Source organism: Cerasicoccus arenae, assembly GCF_014651635.1.
Lineage (GTDB): Bacteria > Verrucomicrobiota > Verrucomicrobiia > Opitutales > Cerasicoccaceae > Cerasicoccus > Cerasicoccus arenae.
In genome coordinates this window covers 55,684-80,607 of sequence record NZ_BMXG01000020.1, presented here as the reverse complement: position 1 = coordinate 80,607, position 24,924 = coordinate 55,684, and the positions used below count along the sequence as shown (strand labels likewise).

Sequence of the window (24,924 nt, the reverse complement as noted above, 5' to 3'; positions counted from 1 at the left end):
CCTGCCCCCCCCCCTTTCGAAAAAAACTAAATCCAAAAACCATAGGCCCGGCAGCGTCATTGAAGACGAAGTCGTCTTGCAATTTAAGGATCGCGATACCCTCAACGAGGCTTTGCGAATCCTGACTGAAGCTGGAGTGCCCTTGCGCGGCAGCATTGCCCCCCTCGGCATGCTTCGTGTCCAACTCCCCCCCGGCGGCATGGATCGGCTCAATGAATTACTCGGCGACCGAATCCTTGATCGCTCAAAAAACGTCCATGTAGCCTTGCCCGAGCCCATTTCTGCGCCGACGGACGGCTCCGTGCTCATGCCTTTTGGCAGCGACTGGATCACCATGCTCGGTGCCCCAACGGACATTGATGACTGGGGCAAAGGTGTGCGCATTGCCGTTATCGACTCAGGCGTCACCAGCCATCCCGCGCTCAATGGTGCACATATCGACCGCTATTCGCTCGTCGATGAAACCGTCGCCAACGGCCACGGTAACGCAGTCACATCGCTCATCGTCGGCAATGGCGATCCTGGCCAACCCAAAGGCCTCGCCCCCGCAGCCGAAATCCTGGCCTACCAAGCCATGGGCGAGGAAAGCGGCAACGCCTTCACCATCGCTCAAGCCATTGTGGACGCGGTCGATCATGGCGCAAACATCATCAACTTAAGCCTCGGAGGTTGGGGCGATGTCGAAGCCGTCCGCGCCGCCGTCCTGTATGCTGACCGAGCAGGCGTGGTCATCGTGGCCGCAGTCGGCAATGATCGACTCGATCAGATCACCTACCCCGCCGCATACCCGGAGGTGATCGCGGTGACTTCAGTCGACGCAGGCTTCCACTGGGCTGAATATCCCAATGCCGGCCTCGATGGGGCCTGGCCCAACATTGCAGCACCCGGCGTCGGCCTCCCTGCGGCCTATTCCAACGACCAAAACATTGCCTTCTCCGGCACCTCTGCCGCCACGCCCGTTGTCAGCGCCGCAATCGCCGCCTACATGTCCGAGACTGGTGCCACCGCCCAGCAAAGTGCCGCCACCGTCATTAGCCAAGCTAGCGACCGTGGCGAACCCGGTGCCGATCCCTTTCTCGGAGAAGGCGTCATCGACCTAGTCCGCATTATGCGGGCTAACGAACGCGGCATTGTAGACCTCGCGGTGTCAGACCACTACGTGGACGCCAGCTTAGCGACCAATGACGGTCTGCCTGTTCGCATTGGCATACAAAATCGTGGCACGGAACTCGTCAACCGCCCCGTCGTCACGCTAATGATTGGCACGCGTGACAACCTTTACCAATTTCATCTTGGCCCACTCGCTCCCGGTGATGTCACAGAGTTTGAAGCGTTGATTCCAATTCGCTATTTCCAATCGAACTCCCCCGCCACCATCGGCGCAGTTGTCAGCACGCAAGAGGCCGAGGACATCAACCCAAAAAACGACGCCATCGCCACCGCTTATGGCGTCACTCTCGATGAAAACGGCGAACGCATCCTTAGCGAAGCTCGGTCGAGATAAGCACTTATAATGCAAAAACGGCACTGGAGCTGCTCCAGTGCCGTTAAAAAAAGCGTCAGCTCGAATTATTGGCCGTGCGCACCAGCCGGCATTGAAAACTCTTTGTAATCGGCTGGAATTGTGACCTCGGCATCGGCGACATCACGTTCCTTGATTTCAGCAACGTTCATTGTCATTTCAGTGGAGCCATCGGGAGCAAAAACGACCATCTTCAGAGGGAAAACGTGTGGGCTGCCGAATATTTGCTCAAGCTGCGAGACCATATTTTCGTTCATGCCAGGCATGTTGGTGAGCGCCTCATTCTGTAACTCGCTGGTCGCCCAGATTTCAGACTTTTTGCCATCGGGCTCTACAAAATAGACTTTACGGGCGTTCATGCCAAAGATCTCCGCAGTTTCGCCTGTGTCCTGAATTTCACCATCAGGCTGAGGCCCCATCTGCTCTGGGTTAATCGGCTGCACCATGTACATTTTCTGAGCGTCCATGATAATCGTCATCGTCTTACCCTTGGAGTCCAGAATGAGGGTGCCCTGCCCCTCAGGCATAGCAAGTTTGAGTTTGTCACCCTTGGCGACAAAAGTCGTCTTCATAGACTGATCTCCCATGGTGGTTTCCATGACGATATCACCATCAAAGGCAGACAGCGCCGAAGCGCCCAGCAATAAAAGAATCCAGCTCGAAATTAGTCGTGACATAAATGCGCAGAGTTTGGGTTTTTGGTTGGAAAAACGGGGAAATTAGCAAAACCACACCTCAGCGCAAGGCACTTTATTGACACACAACTGTATGGCCTCAATTCATACAAATGATATTGCACACATAAAGGAGGTTGACAGCGATTGAGCGTGACGCACAACTGATAGCCTTTTTTCCGAAACGCGAACAATCGCGGAGACCACACGACCTACATGCAGAACTTTGCAGAGCAGTGCCTTGACATGGCCCAGGCGATCCTGAGCCATAATCTAGACGCCATCAACGAAGATGGCACGATCCGTCCCATCGAAGGTGAGCACTCCCGTACGGATGAGCCCGGCCATGCCGCGCTCGCCATCGGCGAATACTTCCGACTGACTAACGAATCGAAATTTGGCGACCATGATTTGGTTGACCTGGTCGCGCGGACCGTCACCGCGCAGACCTTTACCGATGAGGAAGCAGAGAACGGGTTGGCTTATGCCGCGCTCGGTCTGCTGTCCTTCAGCCCAGCCAAGGAGCGCAACCCCGTATGGGAGCGCCTCTTGGAGCAAACTCAGGAAACGTTCGACAAGCGCCTGCTTCAACGTAGCGACTACGACAACCACCTGCAGTCCTTTAACATCGCCAAGGCAGTTACACGCTTTTCCATGGGCCTCTCCAAGAAGGATGAGACCGGCAAGCTCGTTGATCGATTCATCGAGCGCATCAAGGAAAACAGCTCCACTGGCTACATGGACGACGAACCCACCGGTCTCGGTGGCTCGTTCGACATATACGGCATCCTCAGCTTTGTCTTTATCCGCCAGGCCCTACAGTTGCACTCCAACATGCACCTGCGCGACCGCAAGCTACCTAGCCTACGCACCCACGCTGAAAAGTATCTCAAGATGCTGCCTGACGTAGTCCGCCTAGACGGCATGGGCTGGTGCTACGGCCGTGGCATTGGTGCCTATGGCCAGATGCACTGCATCAGCCTCATCCTGCAAGCCCTGCGCGATGGCTGGATCACCGACACCGACAAGCCGAAATATGTCGACCTGATGCGTCGACTGTTCCAATTCTTCTTTCTGACCTACGTGGACCGCGAACACGGCTTCCTCGTCATCCGTGACGACGAACGCACGACTGGTGACAACCACACCACGCGCATGGCCAACTTTGACGCTGCGCGCTACCTGTGCCAGTGGGCCCGCCTCGCTCGCTCAATCGGCGGCACGATGGATGCCAAGCCAGCGCCGGTCAAGCGCGTCAGCCGCTTCGTCGTCTTTGACAAGTCCCACAAGAAGGAACAGGGCTTGTTCATGTATCACGACCCCGATAGCGGCCTGCACGTGCAAATCCCGCTTATTAGCCAAGGTCGTGAACGCTTCAGCGACTCTCTCGCCTTCCCGCATTGCCCAGGCGTCGTAGACTGGCCAGTGGCCAAATACTTGCCGATCCTCCTGCCTGAGCTTACCTTCGGCGACAAGATCGTGATCCCAGCATTTTACGGCAAACGTTGCACAATCCGTCAGGGACTCCGCAACGCCCTCACCTTCTCCTACGAGCAACCGGACCTTATCACCACTGACGAAAAATACGTTAGCGGCCTAGGTTCCTGTAAGGTCACGTGGACCTTCCTCGGCGGCAAGATGACCAGCGAATTCGTCTTCACGGTCAAGCAACAGGTCACCATGGACTCCATGCGCTACCTGATTGCTCTTGGCACGCCACACTCGACTTATCGCCACGGTATGAGCTTCACACTCGGCGCTGAAGGCCTTCGACCTGCGGTCGTCAAGGATGACTTCCACGCTGAATGGGACACGCAATCCGTGACCGCAGACTCCGATTACAAGACCTACTGGGGCAAACTCCACTTCTTGCAATCCCTCAAGCGCGACCATCCTCTCATCATGCGCCCAGGCCAACAATACCGTCTCATGGTAGAGTTCGAGCCCGACTTGGCCATGGCTGATGAATAGTTCCGCAACGTAAATTCCGGATCTGGAAGTGCAAAATGCTAAGCGTTCGCATCATTCCCTGCCTCGACGTCCACGCTGGCCGCGTGGTCAAGGGCGTCAACTTCGTCAACTTGATTGACGCAGGTGATCCCGTGGAGCAGGCGAAGGCCTACGAGAAGCAAGGCGCAGATGAGCTAGTGTTCTTGGACATCACCGCCTCAAGTGACGAGCGTAACATCATGCTCGACGTCGTGGAACGCACCGCGAGCGAGTGCTTTATGCCGCTGACTGTGGGGGGGGGGCTGCGCAGCATTGAGGACATCCGGGCGATGCTCAACGCGGGCGCGGATAAGGTTTCCCTCAACACCTCGGCGGTTAAGACCCCTGAGCTGATCAAGGAAGCTTCGGACAAATTTGGCAACCAGTGCATCGTGGTCGCAATAGACGCCAAGCGTGTCGGGCCCGATAAATGGGAAGTCTTTACGCACGGTGGACGTATCCCGACTGGCTTGGACGCCGTTGAGTGGGCAAAGAGAGTCACCGAGCTGGGCGCGGGCGAAATCCTACTGACCAGTATGGACTCTGATGGCGTGAAAAATGGCTACGACATTGGCCTCACACGCGCCGTCAGCGATGCGGTCACGATCCCTGTGATCGCCAGTGGCGGAGCGGGCAACCTCCAGCACCTCGTCGACGTAATACACGACGGGAAAGCCAGCGCAGTTCTGGCGGCGTCGATTTTCCACTTTGGCACGTATACCATTCGCCAGGCAAAAGAAGCGTTAGCTAATGCGAACCTACCGGTTCGACTTTGAAGTTCGTCGGTCCCAAAAGTTTGTCAGTTGAGTTGAGTTTCTGCCTAAATCAACTTACGAACTGACAAACACACCCATTTCTTTCCCATGCCAAGTATGCGTCCGAGAGCCATCAACGTCTTGTTCGGAGTCGCCGCAACCGTGATCATTATCGCTGGGCTTAAGGCGGCGGCGGCGATTGTCGTGCCATTCTTACTGGCGGTGTTCCTAGTCATCCTGATTGCTCCGATTTACTTCTGGCTTCAGCGCAAAGGTGCCCCTTCGTGGGCGGCATTAATAGTGCTAATTCTGGGTATGCTTGGCATTGGCCTGTTTGGCGCGACCTTCTTCACCAATGCCATTAATGATTTCGCTGGCAATCTATCAAAGTATCAGCGGGAACTGACCCTGCAGATCAATGACAGCGTCAAGTGGCTGGAATCGCACGGCGTCGAAATCGAGGAAGACTGGGTCGCCAAAACATTCGACGTCCGCTCGCTCTTCACCCAGACCGCGAACCTTCTAAAATCTATTGGCGGCATCTTGTCTAACGCTTTCGTCATTATTCTGATCGCGATTTTCATCCTGATGGAGGCCGCTCGCCTGCCGGATAAAATCCGACATCTGCCCGGGATGACGGATAACCGCTGGCAAGATCTGGAGCGCATTGTCGACAATGTTCGACATTACATGGGCATGAAAACCGTGATGAGCGCGATGACCGGCGTACTCGTGACAACACTGCTCATCCTAATGGGCGTGGACTATCCGATCCTGCTGGGCGTGTTGGCTTTCCTGCTGAACTTTGTGCCGAGCATTGGCTCAATCATTGCGGCGGTTCCGGGTATCCTGCTGGCCATCGTCCTGCATGGTATGGGAGATGCCATGATTGTCGCGGCAGGCTACTTAATTATCAATGTAGGCATCAGTAATGTGCTTGAGCCGCGTTACATGGGCAAGGGCCTCGGTCTCTCGCCGATGATTATCATCGTCACACTATTCCTCTGGGCATGGATGCTGGGCCCCGTCGGTATGCTGCTCTCAGTGCCGCTGACAATGGCAATCAAGGTCGCGCTGGAAGCCAGTGCAAACACCCGCGGCATCGCCTACCTAATGTCCGACACCGTGCCCACGAAAGACACCGAAACTAGCGAATAGCTCCCCCTAGCCGCTTCCACATCGACAAGCCCCACTCATCGCCCCCTACCCCTAAACCCACCCTTATTGCGGTTGCGTCTTGTTAACGGCTGCATGCACTGCCTTAAGCGCATCGCCAATGCGAGGACCAGGCACATTGATCAATTGCGAATCCACCACCGCAACACGGCCGTTTTTCACGGCGGTGAGTTCTCGCCAGATGGGATCGCCCTGTAGTGTGGCAAGCAACTCCGCCTGCGCTAGTTCAGCTCCACCAGCCAGCGACTGCGTTACTAGGATAATGTCTGGATCGGCGTTGATCACTGCTTCGCGCGAGAGATGTGGCCACATCGACGACGCGTTGGCAGCCACGTTTTCCGCGCCGACTAGTCCAAGCAAGCTATCAGCATAGCTACCTGGCCCGGCGACGAAGTCCAGCTTAGGGTTCAGCGCCAGCAAGACTTTAGGCGGTGAATCGCGATTTGCCACTGATGCCGACACGGCGGCGCGATCAGCCTGAAGCTGAGCAATTGCGTCTGCGGCAACGTCTTGCCGAGCCAACGCCTCCCCCAAAGTCGCACCGTCGCGAAGCACGCCGTCGTAGCCATCGTTGTTGAGTACTAGCACGGTTTGACCAAGCGCACGTAACTTGGCAATGTGTTGCGGATCGGCGATATCAGCGGTAACAATTAAATCGGGCTTGGCGGCAACGATTGACTCATAGGACGGCACGGGATGCGCCGCGTAGCGCGTTATCTCCCCTGCCTCATCGCTGAGCTCGCAATAATTCGTCACGCCGATTAAAAGCGACTCTGCACCAATTTCACGCATCCATTGTGTCGTACTTGGCGCGAGGCTGATCACGCGTTTCGGCAGGCGTTTAATCGTCACTTGTTCGCCGCGGCCATCAGTCAACGTTTTCGGAAAATCATCCGTCAATACGGCACGCTTGTCTGCAACGGCTTTTTTTGCTTCAAATTCGGATTCCAGAATCGGGTCAATCATCACAGACACTGTTTGCCCGACGCGCAGTTGGATATTTGCCGGTAGATTAATCGGCCGAATCCGCACGGGAAAGCGTTGGGCTAGGCGCACCCAGTCCACCGTCGGTCTGACCATGGGCAACTGGGTCGCCGAATTGATTGACCCATCCTCTCGGAAAATGCCCCAGCTGATACTCTCCACCTCACCATGAAATGGCTCAAAGAAATCACCCATCAACACGACGCGCACGCGATCACCCGGTTTGATTTCCTGTAAATCCGTCTCTTTGAAATACGCGGAAATCCAGAACGAACTCGCATCGACGAGCGCCATCAGAGACTGGCCCGTATGGACATAAGAGCCAACCGTGACCTCCAAATTCGTAATGTAGCCGCTGACAGGTGCATTAACCTGGGTGTAGTTCAGATTGAGGCGGGCCAATTCCAACTCGGCTTCGCCCACAGCAATGTCTGCTACGGCTTCAACATATTGCGCCTCCAAGTCCTGGAAGTTCTCCAGCGAAATTAACTCTTGGGACACCAGACTGCGGCGGCGCTCAACTTCCAGTTTCAAATTGGCCGCCACTGTCTTGTACCGCTCTAACGCAGCTTCAGCGCGACGGACTTCTTTTTCATAGTCAGTCGGATCGATTTCAAAAAGCAGATCGCCTGCATTGACCCATTGGTTGTCCCGCACGGACACCTTTACCATTGGGCCATCCACCCGAGCCGCAATACCTACCACATAGGCGCGCACCTGCCCGTCACGCGTCCAAGGGTGGTCATCATAGAGCTCATAGAAACGCCACGCTAGCAGACTGGCCGCAACCACCGCAAGCAGGGTAAAAAGCACCTTGAGGAACCCCTTAATCATCGTGGGAAAAGTAACAGGCCCAGCCCCGCAGTACAACCGATCATCATCGCAAATAAAAATAAAGGCGGGTGCCAGACAAAACGCGTCAGCCCCACATGGTCCATCACCCAAGCCAGCAGCCATGCTAACACAAAGCCCCCGATCGTTATGAAAAATGAAAAAGGCAGGTAAAAACCGAGCAGGTCCATCTCTGGATCGAGGTAAATCCCTTTGGATAAAAACGCCCATGACAGCGCCATGCCCCTGTCTGACAAACAGGAGTTTACCCAAATAAAATGTGCACCGAGCAAGCAATCCATCGACGCCTTGTGATTGCAAAGATTTCCCAGCTAAAGACAATACTGATTAATCATCCATGCTGACTGCTAATCAACTGCGTTTGCTAACCTCCTTTAAGACTGCGCTCGCAGTCGTGATCGCATTGGGCATCGCCATGAAGCTCAACTGGCAGCGCCCTTACTGGACGGGCATCACTGTCTTCATTACCTTCCTGCCCTATGTTGGCGCGGCGTTTGAAAAGTCGGTGCTCCGTGTCCTAGGCACCGTGATTGCTGGTCTAACCGCATACGCCTTCACTGACTGGTTTGAGCAAGATCAGGTAATGATGAGCATTGCGCTGTTTCTATTTCTCGTCTTTGCAGGCTATGGCGCGATTGGCAAAACCTATCCCTACTTTTTCTTAATCGGCGGCATCACCATCTGCATCATCATGGGCCAGACGGTCGTTAATCCTGGAGAAATCTGGGACCTCGTGCTTTATCGCACGCTGGAGATCGCGTTGGGCGTAGTAGTAGCGCTCATTGTCAACAATCTGCTCTTCCCACAACGAGCATCGGACGCGCTGCGCTACAAGGTCGCCGACGCGCTCAAAGAATGCAGGAGTCTGCTCGAAATCGCCATTGCACATTATCAGAATGGTGCTCCCATACCGGACGACTTGGAAGACCGCGAACGTGCCCTCGCTGCTCGATTCCCTGCACTGATGACACTTCTCCAATCCGCACTGCGTGACAGCAGTCGGTTGCTGCACCACCAGCACGCCGCTGAGGAAACCATCCGTGAAACACGTCAAAGCTTCGTGGCCGTTGTCACCAGTCTACGCGCGAGTGGTTCTGATGCACCACGCGAATTCCAGAAAGAATTGGGCAGCGAGCTTCAGGACTTCATCGACGCATTCCTAAGCGATTTCTCCCAGTTGATTGACGACCTTAGCGCCAATCAACCACCCCGAAAGTTACAAGCAAGTCATGAGGCACGGGAAATTTTGGAACGTAAAGTGCAGGCCCTGCGCCACGAACTAATCACCTTTAAATATCCAGTTGAGGACACCACGAATTTCTTCTCTTTCATTGGCGACCTGGACTCCCTGCGCCAGTCACTGATTCGACTTGCTCAATCTGATCGCATTATTTTCTGTGACGCCGAGGCGGAAAAACTGCCAGATCGCATTCGGCTAAAACCAGACCTATGGCGGCTGGACATCAAGCGCCTACAGCACGGCATCAAGGTGGGCATTGCCTGTCTCATCGCACTCTATGCCTACCTCTGGCTCCAGTGGCCATCTGGCGTCACGGCATTTCTCACCTGTGCGATTGTAATGCAGGTCTCCATCACAGCTAGTAATCAAAAGTCCATGCTTCGCCTTGGTGGTTGTTTGTTGGGTGGTCTCTTCGGCGCGTTCACACTCGCATTCGTCGAGCCGAATTTCTCAACCTATTATGGCTACGCGATCCCGCTTTTTGGAATTTTCTTTTTGTTTTCTTGGATTAATAATGGCCCACTCAAGTACTCCTACGCGGGCTTTCAGGCGCAAATCGCCTTCTTGCTGATGACCTCTATTTCCGCCCAACAAAGTGTCGACCTGGAGGCAGGCTTTGATCGATTTTTCGGCATTTTGCTGGGGGTGTTTATTGCAGCGCTGGTGCAGCGCCTGATCTGGCCGGTGCTGCCCGAACGAGAATTTCGCCGCGAACTCGGCAGTTTTTTCCAACGCGCCTCCTACTTTATGCGCAAACAAGATCGCCGCATTGTCCGTGAACAAACTGAGCCCGCTAATCGTGCTCAGGAAATCGACCTCGCGAGCATTGAATATTTACCCGCCAAGACTCTGGACTGGCTGGGCCAGATCGGCTTCCGCGACAGCGAGATCAAAGACAAAAATGCTCTAACCCAAACCTACCTTCACGTGCAAGCGATTAGCTTTGCGCTAAGAGGCATGGCACAGGCCAACGCACGTCAATTGCATCTTGATGTGCTCGCCAAACTGCGAAGCGAACTCACGACACTTGATCACGCGCTCGCAGACGCTCTGGAACGGTGCCATACGGCCTTCAAAGACAACAAAGGATTCACTCCCAACAACAGTCTTCACGATGCCGTATTAGCACTGGAAAAACGCTTGGCTCACTTGACCCGCGTCGAGCGCGCCACCCGTGAACTCACTGCCGAAGAGCTTGGGGGATTTTTGTCGTTGGTTCGTCGTTACCACGAACTAACATCACTGGTTTCCACCACCGAGAAAGAAATTGCAGCCCTGAATTTTAGCGTGCTCCAGCGCAGCGAATTTTTCTGATCACGCTAACAGCTTGATCGCCACGGCTTTATCCTGCGCAATTTGCTCCTTGAGTGCATCCAATGACTCGAACTTCTGTTCGGGGCGCAAGAACTGCATCCACTCAATAATCAACTGATCTCCTGTGGATAGCTTTGTATCGCAAAGTGCGTGTATTTCAAGCAACGGCTCGACGACCGCATTTTCCACTGTGGGACGCAAACCAAAGTTCGCCACTGCGTTCTCCCACATCGAATTGGGCGTATCTCGGCGCACACGAACAGCATAAACGCCCAAGCGAGGACGCGACTCGGGCGACCAACGAACATTCAGCGTAGGGAACCCCAGCGTGCGCCCCAATTGCCTTCCCGGAATCACTGGCCCCAGCGAAAAATAGGTATAGCCGAGCAGCTCGTTGACCTCTTCCAAGGAACCTTCAGCCAGAGATTCACGGATGCGCGTGCTGCTGATCGGTTCGCCATTGTGCTTGATGCGCTCCACGCTGAACACGCCGATATTCAAAGGTTGGCACGCCTCAATCAATGCACTGACATTCCCTTGCCGTCCTCGTCCAAAGCGAAAGTTTTCGCCAATATGCAACGAACGTAGCGTCGGTAAATGGGAACGTAACATCAGCGGAAATTGCGCCGATTCGACGCCAGCAAACTCCGCCGTGAAACGTTGGAAAATGATCAGCTCCACACCTCGTTCCCGCAGTAAATGCTCTTTTACACCACGTGTTTGCAGCAGTCGTGTGGGGTTACTGGGGCGGAAGAGCGTGCTCGGATGCGGGTCAAAAGTCAGCACGCCAGCCTGTCCCCCCGTGCGACGCGCGGAGTGCACCGCAGACTCAATCACTGCCTGATGCCCAAGGTGCACGCCATCAAACATCCCGAGGGCCAAATGTAACGGCCCGGCAGCTTCCGCCTGCTCCAACGACTCAACGATTACCGCCACTTTTAGCTTTTACAAAACATGGCTCGGCACTGCCTGATAAACGGGAATCAGACGACGACGAATTTCGACTGCGGTTAAGTCTTCAAACTTATCCAACGGCGTGCATTGATCGATCTTGAAGCTGCCGCTAAGCGTCCGACGGAGTGACTCCAGATGTGCGCCACAACCGAGCTTTTCACCGATATCGTGCGTGAGTGTGCGAATGTAAGTTCCCTTGCTGCAAGCCACATCAAATCGCAACAATGGCGACGAAAGCTCAAGGAGTTCCAGATGGGAAATGCGAATGAAGCGCGGCTCGCGCTCAACTTCCTGTCCCTTGCGAGCGAGCTTGTAAAGCGGAACCCCACCAATTTTCTTAGCTGAAAACATCGGCGGCGTCTGGTATTGATCGCCAAGAAATTCCTCGAAGACTGTCTTAACGCCTGCCTCATTAAGCTCGGGCACATCGCGTGTCTCCATGATATCGCCTTCACAATCATAGGTGTTGGTTATTTCACCCAGCTTCATCGTGCCTTCATATTCCTTGTCGAGTGACATGAGGTATTGCGAAACCTTAGTCGCACGGCCGACAAGTATGATCAGCAAGCCCGTAGCATTGGGATCCAACGTGCCAGCGTGGCCGACTTTTTTCATTTTCAGTTTACGGCGAACGCGATCCACCACATCGTGCGAAGTGCAGCCAGTGGGCTTGTCGATCAGCAATACGCCTTCAAAATCGTTTGTAGTCTGTGACATGGGAATTTCGGGAAAAAGTGCTATTGAGCCAGTAGCGGCAGGAAAGTCCAGTGAAAGCGCCATTGATTCTACACCTCAACGGGTGCCACATCGGCTAAATGTTCTTCCAGTTTGGCCACTATTTCGTGGTAAAATTTTTCGATATTAGAATCTACATTAAAGCCCGCAGCACAGGTATGACCACCGCCGCCAAAGAACTTCGCAACCTGATCTACGCGATATTTCGCGTCTTTGGCGCGCAAGCTGCCCTTGAGCGTGCCGTCCTCATATTCCTCGAGCAGTATACCGATTTCTACTTCGGCGATATCGCGGGCATAATCCACAAATCCCTCAGCCTCTTCACGCCAGGCACCGGTGTCGTGATAAGCCTTGAGCGGTAATCGACCAATGCACACACGGCCTTCCAGCTCCAGCCGCAGCGAAGCAAGAAACCGCTGAAGCAACGCCAGCTTATTAAAGCGTTCGTTCTCGAATAGGTGACGCGCAGCCTCGTTGGGAGAAGCACCACAATCCATGAGTCGCGAACAAATTTTAAAGACCTGCTGAGTCGTCGAGGGAAAACGAAATTGCCCAGTGTCCGTCGCTATACCCACGTACAGCGCCTGCGCCGTCACGGCGTCCACTGGCAGATCAAAATCAAAAAACAGGCCGGCAAGCACTTCACAAGTGGCCGCACTAACAGGTTCGATAATATTGATATCAGCGTAGCCTGGATTCGAAATATGGTGATCGATGTTAGCCAGCGATTGCGGAAAAATATCAACTAGCTTTTGGGACACACGGATCGGGTCTGCACAGTCGACATTGATCGCAATGTGGTCCTCGCTCGTAAATTCGTCCCATAAAAGAAAAGGCGTATCCTGCACAATCGGCTCGATATCACGCGGAACTGGGTGACGATTAACCGCAACTGCGTCCACGCCTAGAGCCAGCAGAACGCGAGTCAGCGCGATCTGGGAACCGATGCAATCGCCATCCGGGCGCATGTGCCCCAGAACCGCCACGCGACGGCCCTTCACTACGGTAAGCAGTTTGGCAAAGGCTTCCTTCTGGTCAGGATAAAACATCAGTCCGTCTGCTCTTCCGGTTCTTCATCGATTTCTTCCAGCAGATCCAATATCCGAGAGCCACGCGCATACGAATCGTCGTGTTTAAAGCGTAGCTTGGGCAGGTATTTGAGCACAATCACCTTGGACAGAAATTGCCGAATATTTTTGTGCTCTTTGCTGAAAAATCGCTCGGCAGACTCCACCGCCGCAGCATCGCCGATCACCGAGTAGTAGATGTAAGCCGACCGTAGATCGGGCGAAACATCAGCCTCAGTAATCGTCAATCCAATCGTACGCTCCCGGTAATTCGTATGGAGAACGGTGCTGATCTCACGCTTAATGAGCTCGTTGACTCTGACGCTTCGGGAAGACATGGTGGGAAAAGATTAAAAGTTAAAGATTAAAGGTTAAAGTTGATGCAAGAAATACCTAGGTTAACGGACCAGTTGCCTGACTTTAACCTTTGAACTTTAAACCTTTAATCCCTCTCCTTTTCTACAACTTCGGGCGAAATTCGACGATTTCGAAGGCTTCGATGATGTCCTTCTCCTCATAGCTGTTACATCCCGTCAGCGCAGCGCCACACTCGTAGCCAGCACGCACTTCCTGAGCATCGTCCTTGAAACGCTTGAGCGTGCCAATGCGACCTTCGTGAACGACAACGTCTTTGCGTAAGAGGCGAGCGAAAGCGTCACGCTTGAGGATACCTTCGGTGACCATACAACCCGCGGCAAAACCCTTGGCAACCGGGAAGACTGCGCGGACTTCGGCAGCACCAAGCTTGTTTTCGCGATATTCAGGCTCGAGCAGTTCAGCCATGGCATCACGCACTTGATCGACCAGCTCGTAAATAATGTTGTGATGAACGATGTGCACATCGTCGTGCTTGGCTAATGCCTGCACGCCGTTTTCCATCCTCGTATTGAAGGCCACGATCGTCGCCTTCGAGGAACTGGCAAGCACCACGTCGTTCTTCGAGACCAAACCAACGTCGGACACGATGACTCGAAGTGAAACCTTGTCGCTCTTGATCGATTCGAGCATGCCAATAACAGCTTCCATCGAGCCATGCACATCGGCTTTCACGATAACGCTCAGCGTCTTCTGCTGCTTTTCGTCGATCAGGCCCAAGAACTGGTCGAGATCCATTGGCGCATTGTCCTTCACCTGCTTGCTGAGCAGTTCTTGACGCATCTCTTCAGCGTTCTCCTCAGCAATGCGACGTGCGACCTTATCATTCTTTACTTCTAGGAAGTAGCTGCCCGAATCAGGCGCGTCAGACCAGCCCATAATACGAACTGGGGTCGATGGCGGTGCCGACTTCACCTTCTGGCCATTCTCATCAAGCATGGCGCGAACCTTACAGTAATTATCGCCACAAACGAGTGCACTACCCGGCTTGAGTGTCCCCTTCTGAACAATAACCGTTGCAGTCGAACCACGGCCTTGCTCGACCTGCGACTCGACAATAATGCCTTGAGCGTCGCAAGAGTGATTGGCCTTCAGTTCGAGCACTTCGGCTTGGAGCAGCACCTGCTCCAGTAATTCGGAAATGCCTTCATTATTAATGGCCGAAACTGCGCTACAAAGCGTTTCACCACCCCAGTCTTCCGAGGCAATGTTCCGCTCCTGCATCTGCTGCTTCACGCGCTCAATGTTCGCACCCTTGGCGTCCATCTTATTGATGGCGACGACAATTGGCACGCCGGCATTCTGGGCAAACTTCAACGCTTCGTCGGTCTGCGGCATAAAGCCGTCATCCGCCGCCACTACGAGGATGGCGATATCGGTGACATTCGCACCGCGCTCACGCATCTTGGAAAATGCCGCGTGACCAGGTGTGTCAATAAAGGTAAGTTTATGGCCATTCTGCTCGACCTGATAGGCACCGATGTGCTGCGTAATACCGCCTGCTTCGCCAGAAACGACGTTGGCTTTGCGGATTGAGTCCAACAGCGTGGTCTTACCGTGGTCAACGTGGCCAAGCACGCAAACAACAGGAGCACGTGGAGAGAGCAGACTTGGATCGTCCTCCGCCAGTTCAATTTTCTTTTCCTTGGCTTTGGCAACAGCTTGCTCTTCACCGCGATGACGGATCTCCAACTGGAAGCCGTATTTCGCGGCCAATCGGCCAGCTACGTCTTCTTCGATGGTCTGGTTCATCCCGGCGAAAATACCGGCATCCATCAGCTCGGAAATCAGCTTAAAGGGCTTCATTCCGATCAATCCCGCGAAGTCGCGCACGACAATCGGAGGCTTGACCTGGATAATTTTTACACCGTCCTGCTCAACAACCTTACCTTCGTCCACCGAAGCGGGCTTAGCCTGCTGAGTGGCACCAATGGAAACTTTTTTTGTTTCTTCGCGAGACGGAATCGATGGCGCGGGGGGAGTTTTGGGCGGCAGGGTTACCTGAGGACCACGGTCTTCCTTCGGCCGAACAGGCGTCGGCATCGACATTTTCGGAGCTGGTGCTGGTGCCTCTGGCTCCGCAGGTGCGACCGGCGCACTCGGGCGCGGCATCGATGGCATGCCCGGTGACTTTGTCGAAGGCATGGTCGGCATCGTCGGCATTTTCGGCGATTTAGACATATCAGCCTGAGCCTGTGGCTGAGTGGGCTTAGGCTGCAGCGCCTCTCGTTCCACACGACGACGGGCAATTTCGTCCTCACGAGCCTTCTGCTCGGCGGATTCCTTTGCCTGTCGCTCACGGTCAATGTCAGCCTTGGACTTGACGATCGCTCCAGACGGAATATTGGGGCGAACGGGTTCGGCGGGGGCAGGTTTGGGAGCAGGCGCGGTCTCTTCCACGCTGGGCGGAGCTGCCTCCGTCTTGCTGCGAAACTCTTCTAAAAATGCATCGGCTGAGATGTTGTCGATCGTGCTCGATGCGCTCTTCACCTCAAACCCCCGCTCGCGCAGGATGTCCATGACCTCCTTGTTCTCCATTCCGAGTTCACGGGAGATCTCATAAATTCTGCGGCTCATATAATATCGTTGGGTCTCTGCTGGTCTTCAGTTAAAAAATAAATTCGCGAGTAGTTCGAAAAGTCTTATCCGGCCATGGATTCAGCCACCTTAGCGATGACCTTGCCAGCTTCTTCCTCGTTCAGGCCCATGTCGACCAAATCTTCAGCATCGACGCCAACAAAAGCTTCGATGTTGTTGAGGCCGTGGTCGACCAGCACTGCGGCGCGTGGGACGGCTAGTCCGGTGCGCTCGGCGAGAGTCAGAATAGCTTCTTGGCGTTTTTCGTCAAAGCCCTGTTCTTGCACCTTGAGCTTGCCGATGTCCAACCGCCAACCCAACAGCTTGGAAGTGAGTTTGGCGTTCTGGCCACGACGGCCAATGGCAATCGAAAGGTCTTCTTCGTCCACCTCGAAATAAATTCGGCGGTGTTCTTCATCCATACGGATGTTACGTGGAATGGCAGGCTTGATCGCTTCTTCAAGCAGAGCGATCGGATTGGCATCATACTTGATAATGTCGATCTTTTCACCACCGAGCTCACGGACGATGCTCTTGACCCGTGCACCACGAGCGCCCACACAGGCACCAACGGGATCTACCTTCGGGTCTTTGCTCTGGACAGCGATCTTTGAGCGGTAGCCGGGCTCACGCGCCATGCCTTCCAGCGAGACGGTACCATCGGCAATTTCCGTGACTTCCAACTCAAACAGGCGACGGACAAAATTCAAGGATGCGCGACTGAGGACCAACTCTGGCCCACGGGGAGTCGTGTCAATCTTCAGCAATAGGCAGCGAATGCGCTCGCCCGGAGCGTAATCTTCACCCGGCACACGCTCACGTGGGGGCAAAATGGCTTCGGCCTTACCGAGGTCGACAATCAAATCACCACGCTCGCGACGGCGCACAATGCCCGAGACGATGTCGCCCACTTGGTCCTTATAGTCGTCAAAAATACGTTCCTTCTCAAACTGACGAATGCGCTGCATGATCGCCTGACGGGCGGTCTGCGCAGCAATACGTCCGAGGAAAGCGGGATCAACCTCACGGAAAACAATGTCTCCAATGACGGCATCCTCTTTATATAGGGTCGCTTTCTCAATATGGATCTCACACGCTGGATCGCTCACGGAATCGACCACTGCAAGCTCAGCCCAAGCCTTCAATGCGCCGTTCTTAGGGTTGATTTCAACCTTGAGTTCCTGGCCAGCATTGACGCCTTTTTGGGCGGCATTGCGAATAGCCGAGGAAATGGTCTGGATCATGTCTTCACGACTGATCCCTTTTTCCTTCTCCATGTATTCGAGGACTGACAGGATTTCGTTGCTCATCGGTGTGGGTTTTTAAAAATAAAAAAAGTGGGTCGAAACCCACCTATCGTTGGACTGATAGTTGTGAAATCGAGTAATAAAGAAGGACTGGCGCACCTTGTCAAGACCTCTGGCAACCTCTGTGTACTAGAAATAACACTTGCTGATCAATCAAAGTTGTAGCATAATGACGCAGTCATTCAACACACACAGACAATACATATGAAATTGCTACTCATAATATCCGCCTTCGCAGGCCTTCTAATTGTCACTGGTTGCAAAACAAATTCCTCCGAAAAGGGGATATTGCCAGCCAACGAGACCGTCAGCGAAACTTTCCATCAATCACCAGCCGAAAAGAAAGTTTTCGCGATGCAACAACTTGATGATAAATATAAGTCAGGGGGCATGACCGAAGCTGAATACAACACCCGGCGCGAGGAAATCATCGGCCAATACTAATTTTCACACGATTTTCGTTGGCGACTTTCACGGGATTCATTTCCCTGTTTCCCGTGACTGACGCCGCCGAATCCAAATCCCTCCACGTATTGGAGGAAGCCTTTGCCCAAGGACGCTTGGCGCATGCTTTGCTGTTTCAAGGTGCCAGCCTCGAAACACTTGACGAAAGTTGTCGAGCACTCGCCAAACGCCTCTTGGGAGCTAAGGACGCCGCGACACACCCAGATTTTTTCTCCGTCCGACCCGCCAATAAAATGCGGCGTATCGGCGTAGACGAGATTCGCGCCGTCAACCGCAACATCCAGCAAACCGCCAACCAAGGCGGGCGCAAGGTTGCCGTAATTTACGAAGCAGACCGCCTCCAGCTCCAGGCAGCCAACGCCTTCCTGAAAACACTGGAAGAGCCGCCTGCTGACACCACCATTTTCCTACTCACAACGCGGCCTTACGACCTTCTGGCCACCATCCGAAGCCGTTGCCTGCTCGTTAATTTCCCCGCTGAACAGGATCGCATCCCCTCCCCTGAGTGGCGGGAGTGGCTCTCCGACTACGGCACCCTGCTCGAGCTAGCCTCTCGCGGAGCTAACCGCAGTTCCGCCCCCGAACTCATCCTTGGCGCTTACGGGCTTATAACGCGCTTTGTCGGAATCAAAGACGCCCTCGCCAGCGCCGCCTGGAAAGAATTTAAAAAGACGCTCCCCGAAACCATGACCGACGAGCAAATCGTTGCCATGGAAACTGGCTACATGAAAAGCCTGCGCGGCCGCATGTTCGCCGAGATCGAGGAGCAGACACGCAATGCCGCCCTCCAATCCGACGACCTTGCCACCTCAGGACGCCGACTTGACCGCGCTGTCCAGCTCTTGGAAAAGTCCGCCGGCCTGCTCGAAGTTAATTTCCAAGAACCCGCTGCACTCGAATATTTTTTACTGTCCAGCCTCCGCGTCTGGGCCAGAAGCTGAGCGATTATTGATAGCTACAATGCTCCCAAGCATAAAAAACGCCGTAATTACTGAATCACGGCGCAATTTTTGAGCATGAAGCTCGGCTAAAAGAGTTAACTGCGTTTCTGGCACCGACGGAGCATCGCCAGTAGGCCGAGGCCACCGACAGCCAACGCGTAATGGGATGGCTCGGGAATGGCTGTAGTATCCATCTGGATGACACCAACATAAGCATAGATACCACTTGCACGTGTGAAATTGATCGTAATCTCGTTCGACAGATCAGAGGTGAAGCCCGCTAGCGAGACTGTGTTGTTAACGTTGGCTAGGGCATTTAGCTGTGCATTGTCCGTCTTGTTGCCTCCAATGACCTCATAGTTGGCGATGCGGGCCGCACCGGAGCCGTCACGGCCAGCATAAAAGGTGAAATCGTAGATTGTACCGGCGTCGAGATTGGAGAATGTAAACGTGACCGATTCAGAGCCCTCAATGTAAAAAGTGTCTCGAGTCGCGGATGCTGGATATCCGGTTGTAGTTGAGATCGGCCCCGCCTCGTTCGCACCGACTGCGCTAGAAAGGCTGTTCAGGCTAAAGCCAGTCGCGCTGCCGGTATCATCAATGAGGTCGAGTATATCTTTATCTAAAGCGGATTTGCCAGTGTTAGTGGCTACATTGTTCCAGTTCCCTGTCGTTTCAAAGTTAATGCTCCCAGTGTCAATGAGCACCGTCGCCGCCGATGCAGCACTGACTGAAATAAATGAGATGAGTGAGGCTGAGAATAAAGTATGTTTCATGGTAGTTCTAATAAAGGGTAGTAAAACGATGGAGGCAACATAACAACCCACATTGACTAAGTCAATTGCCATTCATACACTTCTCATGAGTTAATAGAGAGATGTGCTATTTTGCGCAACTAAAATCGCTAAATTGATCGATTGACTCAGTGCCTTTCCCCGCAAATTCGATGTCACTGCCCCCCCCTAAACAGGGTTCTTCCAAGGCGTCAGAGTGAGGCCAGATGACAGACCGAGGCCGCGGAGACGGCTTTGCACCGCCCATTCGAATACCTCCTCGTAACGGGCGGCAGACTGCTCCCAGCCGAGATCCTGGCTCATCGCATTAAATCGCAAATTGCGGATTTCCTCAGGCTGATCCCACCAAACGGCGTTCGCCCAACCAATCGTATAGTAAAGGGCGTGGGCACTCGATTCATGAAAACGGAAGCCGGTACCTTCGCCACGATCTGAAACATATTGCTGGACGCTGTCAACGAGGCCACCAGTCTCACGGACGATCGGCAACGTGCCATACGCCATGGAATACATCTGGTTGAGACCACAAGGCTCGAAGCGGCTCGGCATGACAAAAAAGTCGCTACCCGCCTCGATCAAATGAGAACGCGGGTTGTTATAACCAATGTAAACACCGACGCGCTTCGGAAAACGCTCCGCCAACTCATTAAACCAGCGCTCCAGAGCAGTATCACCCGAGCCGAGGACGACGACTTGCAGGTCCATGTCGTTCATCAGGCCAGGAATAATCTCCGCAAACGTATCGAGGCCCTTCTGATCGTAGAGGCGCGCAATTGCCGAAAAAATCGGGACTTCAGGCCGTTGCTCCAGACCAAAGGCTGTTTGTAGCTCGGCCTTGCAAACCGCTTTGCCCGCAGGCTTTTGCGCCGAAAAGTGTACCGGAATATGCGGATCAGTCGTTGGATTCCAAGCATCGGTATCAATACCATTGAGAATGCCAATAAGGTCTGCCGAACGGAAGCGCAGTACGCTGTCAAGACCGCAGCCATAGGCTGGCCCTTGTATTTCCTGGGCATAGTGCGGACTTACCGTGGTCAGCTTGGTCGAATGGTAAAGCGCCGCCTTCATCATATTGACCGCACCACCATGCTCGAGATTATCTGGTGTAAAAAGCGACTGCGGCAGACCGGCGTAGTCAAGCAACTCACGCCCAGCCCGGCCTTGATGCTGTAAATTGTGGATCGTAAACACGCTAGCAGCGCGGTGCAGCGGCGTTTGGCGTTCAGTGGTGTTGAGATAGACTGGGAGCAGCCCAACACCCCAGTCGTGGCAATGAATGACATCAGGCCACCAGTCAAACGCATGGCAAAAATCAATCGCCGCTCGACAAAGGAAGGTAAAGCGTTCGGCATTATCGCTGCCCCCTTCATAGACCCCCCCCCCATAGTAGCGGTTGAACTCGATAAAATAGACCTCAGCAGTGGACTGTGGGTAAATCGTCCTCCAGAGCTGCGTATATTCAGTTCTCCCCCCCCCTAGGTGCACACCAAAAGTGGTAGGTAGCGCCTCCCAACCCTCCTTGATGGGGTCGAGCATGCCGTATTTCGGGCAAAGCGCCTTCACATCGTGGCCAGCACGGCTCATCTCTTTCGTGATGGCACCAGCAACATCAGCTAGCCCTCCAACTTTAGCGTAAGGCGCCAGCTCGGGCGCGACTTGAAGAATTTTCAGCCGGCGTTTCTCCATAAAAAAAGATCAAGAATGGTGTGCTGGCTCGGCATTCGGGAGCGTACCGTCATCGCCATTGTCATCCTCGTCGTCTTCGGCAAAGGTTAACGTAAATAGCGGTAGTAGAGCGAGCAGGAAAAGGACAGTCAGCCCCAATACGGAGAAGCCCGCAATGTCATGAACAGACATGCCAATGATCGGGACTTCATCGTCAATCGCCCCTGCGCCGTAGTGATAAGCCCAGCCAGTCAGAAAAAGACTACGGAAAATATTCATTACGAATGCCAAAACACAGGCTGTAACGAACAAAAGCGCTTTTTTCCAAAATCGGTCCAAAAACACAGCCGCGAGAAACGTGCCCGCGAAAATGCAACCCGTCAGCGAGCGGATGCCCGAACACGCATCAGCTACGCCTACCCTACCCTTAGGCATGAGCAATACGTTCCCCTCTCGCACCAAGGAAAATCCGAGGAAATCATAGACATGGTAAACAATAACCGTGACCCACTCCAGCAAGTAAAGCTTCACCGTGGAGTCCAAATACATAACCATAGGGGCCGAAATAAGCCATACGAGCGCCGGAAAAAGGAACCAGAGCGTGAAAGTGAGGCGTTGCTTCAGATCGTATTCACGACCCACGGTGTCCCGCTCACTGCACAAATAGGCGAAGCCGATGACGATGCCGCCGAAGCCCATTGCCAAAGCCAAGCTGCCTTGGTTAGATGGTCCTTGCCCAGCCCGAATCAACGAGCCCATAAAGAACACCATCAGTGAGCCAAACAGCCCCAACCAAAAAAGCACATTAAACAGCGATTCCAGCAATGAACCAGATTTACCGCGAGGCATCTCCCCTTCTCCAATTAAATAACGGAAGATATTCGGCCAGCGATCATAGATGACATATGCCGCGAACATAGGCACCAAGTAGCCAAAACTATAGTCGGGAATCGTCGACCAATAGAAATATTGGTCGAAAATCAAGAGGCCTGCCATGAAAATAACTAAGCCTGCGATGAACCGGGTGAGCGGATCAAACCGGTTAAGGTCGGCTAGAAATTTACTATGTTGGCTGGAGGTTTTGGTTTCAGAAGACACGTTGGAAACAAAGAGGATGAGGAAAAGACTCCCCCAAGCCGAGCGCAATAGCAAATCGCACTGCACTTTTTGACCGACAAGACCCAAGAAGGATCATAAAAAAAATTAGCATTTACAAAAGCAAGTCACACCCACTTTATCAAAAAGGCTTATGAGTTCCATACCGAACAACCCGCTTACGCCAGAACAAGAAGAAGTTCTGCGCGATTCGCTAAAACGCTGCTCCCCCGAAACTCTCGAGGCAGCCATTGCGTTTCGTAATCAAGGCGACATCTCCAAGGCTCCCACAGTCATCATTGGTATCATCGAGCGCTTCTGCGAACCCGATGTCCGCCCGCGCCTTAAAGAGCCCGGTGCTGATGACCTTCGTGTCATGGATGACCTCGGCATCGACTCACTAACCATGGTGGATATCGTGATGATGGTAGAGGAGTCTTTGGAAATCACCATTGATAACGAAGATCTAGCTGGTCTCCGCACCATTGCGGAAATCAAGACCTTCGTCGCCTGCAAACTAACTGGTGAAGCTATCCCCGAGCCCGCGAAGAACATCGATTCGATGGAAATCCCGGACATCATGCCACATGCCGACCCATTCCTGTTTGTTCAGCAAGCAGCGATCCGTGGAGACGAAATCACCGGCAGCTACAAGATTTCCGGCGAAGAAGCTTTCCTCAAAGGCCATTTCAAAGACAACCCGGTTTTCCCCGCTTCGATCATGCTCGAAGCACTCGGCCAGCTTGCGGTGCTTTACTTACTCGCTTCTGATGACAAATCTTTAGCAGGCAAAGTGGACGCCAGCAAAATCCTCTTTACCGCGTGTGACGGCGTCCGCTGCTCACGAGTCTGCAAACCAGGCGACACCCTCAGTATGAGCGTGACCGCGAAGAAAATCCGCCATCCCGGCGCTGCTTTTACCGGCAAAATCACTGTGGATTCCGAAAAAGCAGTCTTTGCCGAAGAAATTTCGCTCAAGTTCGACTATGTCGAAGGAACCGTATCCGCTGCGCCGGATGCTCCTACCGCGGAATAATAATACGTTGAGCATCCTGATATTTCCATCTGTGTTTGCCTACAAAACCGCCATTGTCAGGACAGGATTCACTGTCCATAGTGCGTGACCATGCCAAGAGTCGCTATCACCGGACTGGGATTCGTCACCAGTATAGGAAATGACCGCACTGCCGTTACGGACAGTCTGCGGGAGCTTAAACACGGCATCGCGCTGAGCACAAACCTCACGGATAAAGACCCCATCAGTGTGCTGGGAACTCTCAAGGGTTTCGATACCACATCCATGGATGTCGAGGACTGGACTTACCCGAGCGACTACAAAATCCGTCGCGAGCACTTGCGCAGCATGTCTCCACATGTGCTCTATGCTCACTGTGCGCTCGTCCAAGCGATTGCCGACTCTGGGCTAGACGAGCACGAAGTGTCCTCGCGCGAAACTGGACTTTTCACGGCATCTGCTGGTTCACCTCGTGGCGTGCACTTCAACATTGAGCGCATGAACAACCTCGGCGTTGGTCGAGTTTCGCCAATGGCGGTGGTGTCCTCGGTCGTCGGTTCGCTCTCGTTTAATCTTGTAGCGAGCTTTAAGATAATGGGTGCCTCGGGCGGCTTTGCATCTGCCTGCGCATCTTCAGGGCACGCCTTGGGATATGCGTTCGACGAGATTGCCTTGGGCCGCCAACAACGAATGTTCGTTGTCGGTGCTGAAGACGGCAACCGTGAAGCTATTTTGCCTTTCGCAGGCATGCGGGCGCTCTCGCCCAGTAAGGACCCCGCTGCTGCATCGCGTCCGTTCGATAAAAATCGCAATGGCTTTGTTGGTACTGGTGGCGGCGCAGTAATGGTCTTGGAAAACCTCGACGCCGCTAAGGCGCGCGGGGCCAAGATTTACGCCGAGCTTCTCGGCTGGGGGCAGGCCTCAGATGGCTACAACGTGGCAATTTCCCACCCCGAAGGCCACGGCCTAGCCGAAGCAATGACGCGAGCCATGAATGCCTCCAAGGTAAACCCTGAGCAGGTGGAATACATCAATGCTCACGCCACCTCGACGCAAATTGGCGACCTCTCGGAAATCCAGGCACTCCGCAAGGCCTTCCCTGAGCATCGCCCCTTCGTCAGCAGCACCAAGGCGCTCACGGGCCATGGGCTTTCCCTCGCCAGTGTGATGGAAGCCGGTTTCACCGCCATTGGCATGCACGAAAACTTTACGCCCGGCTCAGCAAACATCACGACGCTCGACCCCAAGACTGAAGGCGTCAATATTCTCACCGAAACTCACACCTCCGCACCGAAAATTGCTCTGAAAAACAGCAGCGGCTTCGGCGGAGCAAACGTGACATTGGTGATGCGAGCAATGGACTGATCACAGACTCCGCCAAGACAATCATCACATCATGTGTCAGGACAGGCACACCACTGCGCTCCA

General features: G+C 53.8%; 21 protein-coding genes. 9 read left to right on the top strand and 12 right to left on the bottom strand.

Translation table 11 applies throughout. The annotated features are described in order from the left end of the window. Window positions 1-1,504, top strand: a 1,504-nt coding sequence (locus tag IE065_RS14430) for a S8 family peptidase (RefSeq protein ID WP_189516333.1), incomplete at its 5' end; no start/stop codon positions are given. 65 nt (window positions 1,505-1,569) lie between these two features. On the opposite strand, the gene IE065_RS14425 is transcribed toward IE065_RS14430, so the two are convergent. After that, window positions 1,570-2,199 carry a DUF4412 domain-containing protein gene (locus tag IE065_RS14425; protein WP_189516331.1) on the bottom strand — a complete coding sequence of 210 codons (630 nt, stop codon included), beginning with the start codon at window positions 2,197-2,199 and terminating at the stop codon, window positions 1,570-1,572. Window positions 2,200-2,412: 213 nt separating this feature from the next. On the opposite strand from IE065_RS14425, the gene IE065_RS14420 reads away from it, so the two are divergent. The 3 genes from IE065_RS14420 to IE065_RS14410 all read left to right on the top strand — a co-directional run bounded on the left by IE065_RS14420 (window position 2,413) and on the right by IE065_RS14410 (window position 6,098). Further along, on the top strand, window positions 2,413-4,167 hold the full coding sequence (locus IE065_RS14420) for a hypothetical protein (RefSeq protein WP_189516329.1): 1,755 nt from the start codon (window positions 2,413-2,415) through the stop codon (window positions 4,165-4,167). 35 nt (window positions 4,168-4,202) lie between these two features. Next, window positions 4,203-4,961 carry an imidazole glycerol phosphate synthase subunit HisF gene (hisF, locus tag IE065_RS14415; RefSeq protein WP_189516327.1) on the top strand — a complete coding sequence of 253 codons (759 nt, stop codon included), beginning with the start codon at window positions 4,203-4,205 and terminating at the stop codon, window positions 4,959-4,961. 87 nt (window positions 4,962-5,048) lie between these two features. Beyond that, window positions 5,049-6,098 carry an AI-2E family transporter gene (locus IE065_RS14410; RefSeq protein WP_189516325.1) on the top strand — a complete coding sequence of 350 codons (1,050 nt, stop codon included), beginning with the start codon at window positions 5,049-5,051 and terminating at the stop codon, window positions 6,096-6,098. Between the two features lie 63 nt (window positions 6,099-6,161). Here the strand turns inward: IE065_RS14410 and IE065_RS14405 are convergent, their stop codons facing one another. Then, window positions 6,162-7,934: an efflux RND transporter periplasmic adaptor subunit gene (locus IE065_RS14405; RefSeq protein WP_189516323.1), complete on the bottom strand. Its 1,773-nt coding sequence runs from the start codon at window positions 7,932-7,934 to the stop codon at window positions 6,162-6,164. Further along, window positions 7,931-8,233, bottom strand: coding sequence for a DUF1656 domain-containing protein (locus IE065_RS14400; protein WP_189516321.1), 303 nt, complete (start codon window positions 8,231-8,233; stop codon window positions 7,931-7,933). Before IE065_RS14400 ends, IE065_RS14405 begins: the two co-directional genes overlap by 4 nt. A gap of 56 nt (window positions 8,234-8,289) precedes the next feature. On the opposite strand from IE065_RS14400, the gene IE065_RS14395 reads away from it, so the two are divergent. After that, window positions 8,290-10,506 (top strand): FUSC family protein, encoded by a 2,217-nt coding sequence (locus tag IE065_RS14395; protein ID WP_189516319.1) that lies wholly within the window; start codon window positions 8,290-8,292, stop codon window positions 10,504-10,506. Here IE065_RS14395 and ribF read toward each other — a convergent pair whose 3' ends face one another. The 6 genes from ribF to nusA all read right to left on the bottom strand — a co-directional run bounded on the left by ribF (window position 10,507) and on the right by nusA (window position 17,524). After that, window positions 10,507-11,442, bottom strand: coding sequence for a riboflavin biosynthesis protein RibF (gene ribF / locus IE065_RS14390; protein ID WP_229792128.1), 936 nt, complete (start codon window positions 11,440-11,442; stop codon window positions 10,507-10,509). Window positions 11,443-11,451: 9 nt separating this feature from the next. After that, window positions 11,452-12,177, bottom strand: a complete 726-nt coding sequence (gene truB / locus IE065_RS14385; RefSeq protein WP_189516317.1) for a tRNA pseudouridine(55) synthase TruB — start codon at window positions 12,175-12,177, stop codon at window positions 11,452-11,454. Window positions 12,178-12,245: 68 nt separating this feature from the next. Further along, on the bottom strand, window positions 12,246-13,244 hold the full coding sequence (locus tag IE065_RS14380) for a DHH family phosphoesterase (protein ID WP_189516315.1): 999 nt from the start codon (window positions 13,242-13,244) through the stop codon (window positions 12,246-12,248). After that, on the bottom strand, window positions 13,244-13,600 hold the full coding sequence (rbfA, locus tag IE065_RS14375) for a 30S ribosome-binding factor RbfA (protein ID WP_189516313.1): 357 nt from the start codon (window positions 13,598-13,600) through the stop codon (window positions 13,244-13,246). Before rbfA ends, IE065_RS14380 begins: the two co-directional genes overlap by 1 nt. A 121-nt stretch (window positions 13,601-13,721) precedes the next feature. Further along, window positions 13,722-16,214 (bottom strand): translation initiation factor IF-2, encoded by a 2,493-nt coding sequence (gene infB, locus IE065_RS14370; protein ID WP_189516311.1) that lies wholly within the window; start codon window positions 16,212-16,214, stop codon window positions 13,722-13,724. A gap of 65 nt (window positions 16,215-16,279) precedes the next feature. After that, window positions 16,280-17,524 (bottom strand): transcription termination factor NusA, encoded by a 1,245-nt coding sequence (nusA, locus tag IE065_RS14365; protein ID WP_189516309.1) that lies wholly within the window; start codon window positions 17,522-17,524, stop codon window positions 16,280-16,282. Window positions 17,525-17,725: 201 nt separating this feature from the next. On the opposite strand from nusA, the gene IE065_RS14360 reads away from it, so the two are divergent. Both IE065_RS14360 and IE065_RS14355 read left to right on the top strand, forming a co-directional pair. Next, a complete protein-coding gene (locus IE065_RS14360; RefSeq protein WP_189516307.1) occupies window positions 17,726-17,965 on the top strand; it encodes a hypothetical protein in 240 nt (79 codons plus the stop codon). A 53-nt stretch (window positions 17,966-18,018) separates the two neighbouring features. Next, window positions 18,019-18,927 carry a DNA polymerase III subunit gamma/tau gene (locus IE065_RS14355; RefSeq protein WP_189516306.1) on the top strand — a complete coding sequence of 303 codons (909 nt, stop codon included), beginning with the start codon at window positions 18,019-18,021 and terminating at the stop codon, window positions 18,925-18,927. Window positions 18,928-19,022: 95 nt separating this feature from the next. On the opposite strand, the gene IE065_RS14350 is transcribed toward IE065_RS14355, so the two are convergent. From IE065_RS14350 to IE065_RS14340, 3 genes are all read right to left on the bottom strand, one after another. Further along, window positions 19,023-19,703, bottom strand: a complete 681-nt coding sequence (locus IE065_RS14350; RefSeq protein ID WP_189516304.1) for a hypothetical protein — start codon at window positions 19,701-19,703, stop codon at window positions 19,023-19,025. Window positions 19,704-19,889: 186 nt separating this feature from the next. Continuing rightward, window positions 19,890-21,407: a glycogen synthase gene (locus tag IE065_RS14345; protein WP_189516302.1), complete on the bottom strand. Its 1,518-nt coding sequence runs from the start codon at window positions 21,405-21,407 to the stop codon at window positions 19,890-19,892. 9 nt (window positions 21,408-21,416) lie between these two features. Then, the gene (locus tag IE065_RS14340; RefSeq protein ID WP_189516300.1) at window positions 21,417-22,484 is read right to left on the bottom strand and encodes an exosortase/archaeosortase family protein; all 1,068 of its coding nucleotides are present in this window, start codon (window positions 22,482-22,484) and stop codon (window positions 21,417-21,419) included. A 151-nt stretch (window positions 22,485-22,635) separates the two neighbouring features. On the opposite strand from IE065_RS14340, the gene IE065_RS14335 reads away from it, so the two are divergent. Beyond that, window positions 22,636-23,517 (top strand): phosphopantetheine-binding protein, encoded by an 882-nt coding sequence (locus IE065_RS14335; protein WP_189516298.1) that lies wholly within the window; start codon window positions 22,636-22,638, stop codon window positions 23,515-23,517. 90 nt (window positions 23,518-23,607) lie between these two features. Beyond that, window positions 23,608-24,861, top strand: coding sequence for a beta-ketoacyl-[acyl-carrier-protein] synthase family protein (locus IE065_RS14330; RefSeq protein ID WP_189516296.1), 1,254 nt, complete (start codon window positions 23,608-23,610; stop codon window positions 24,859-24,861). Window positions 24,862-24,924: the final 63 nt, after the last annotated feature.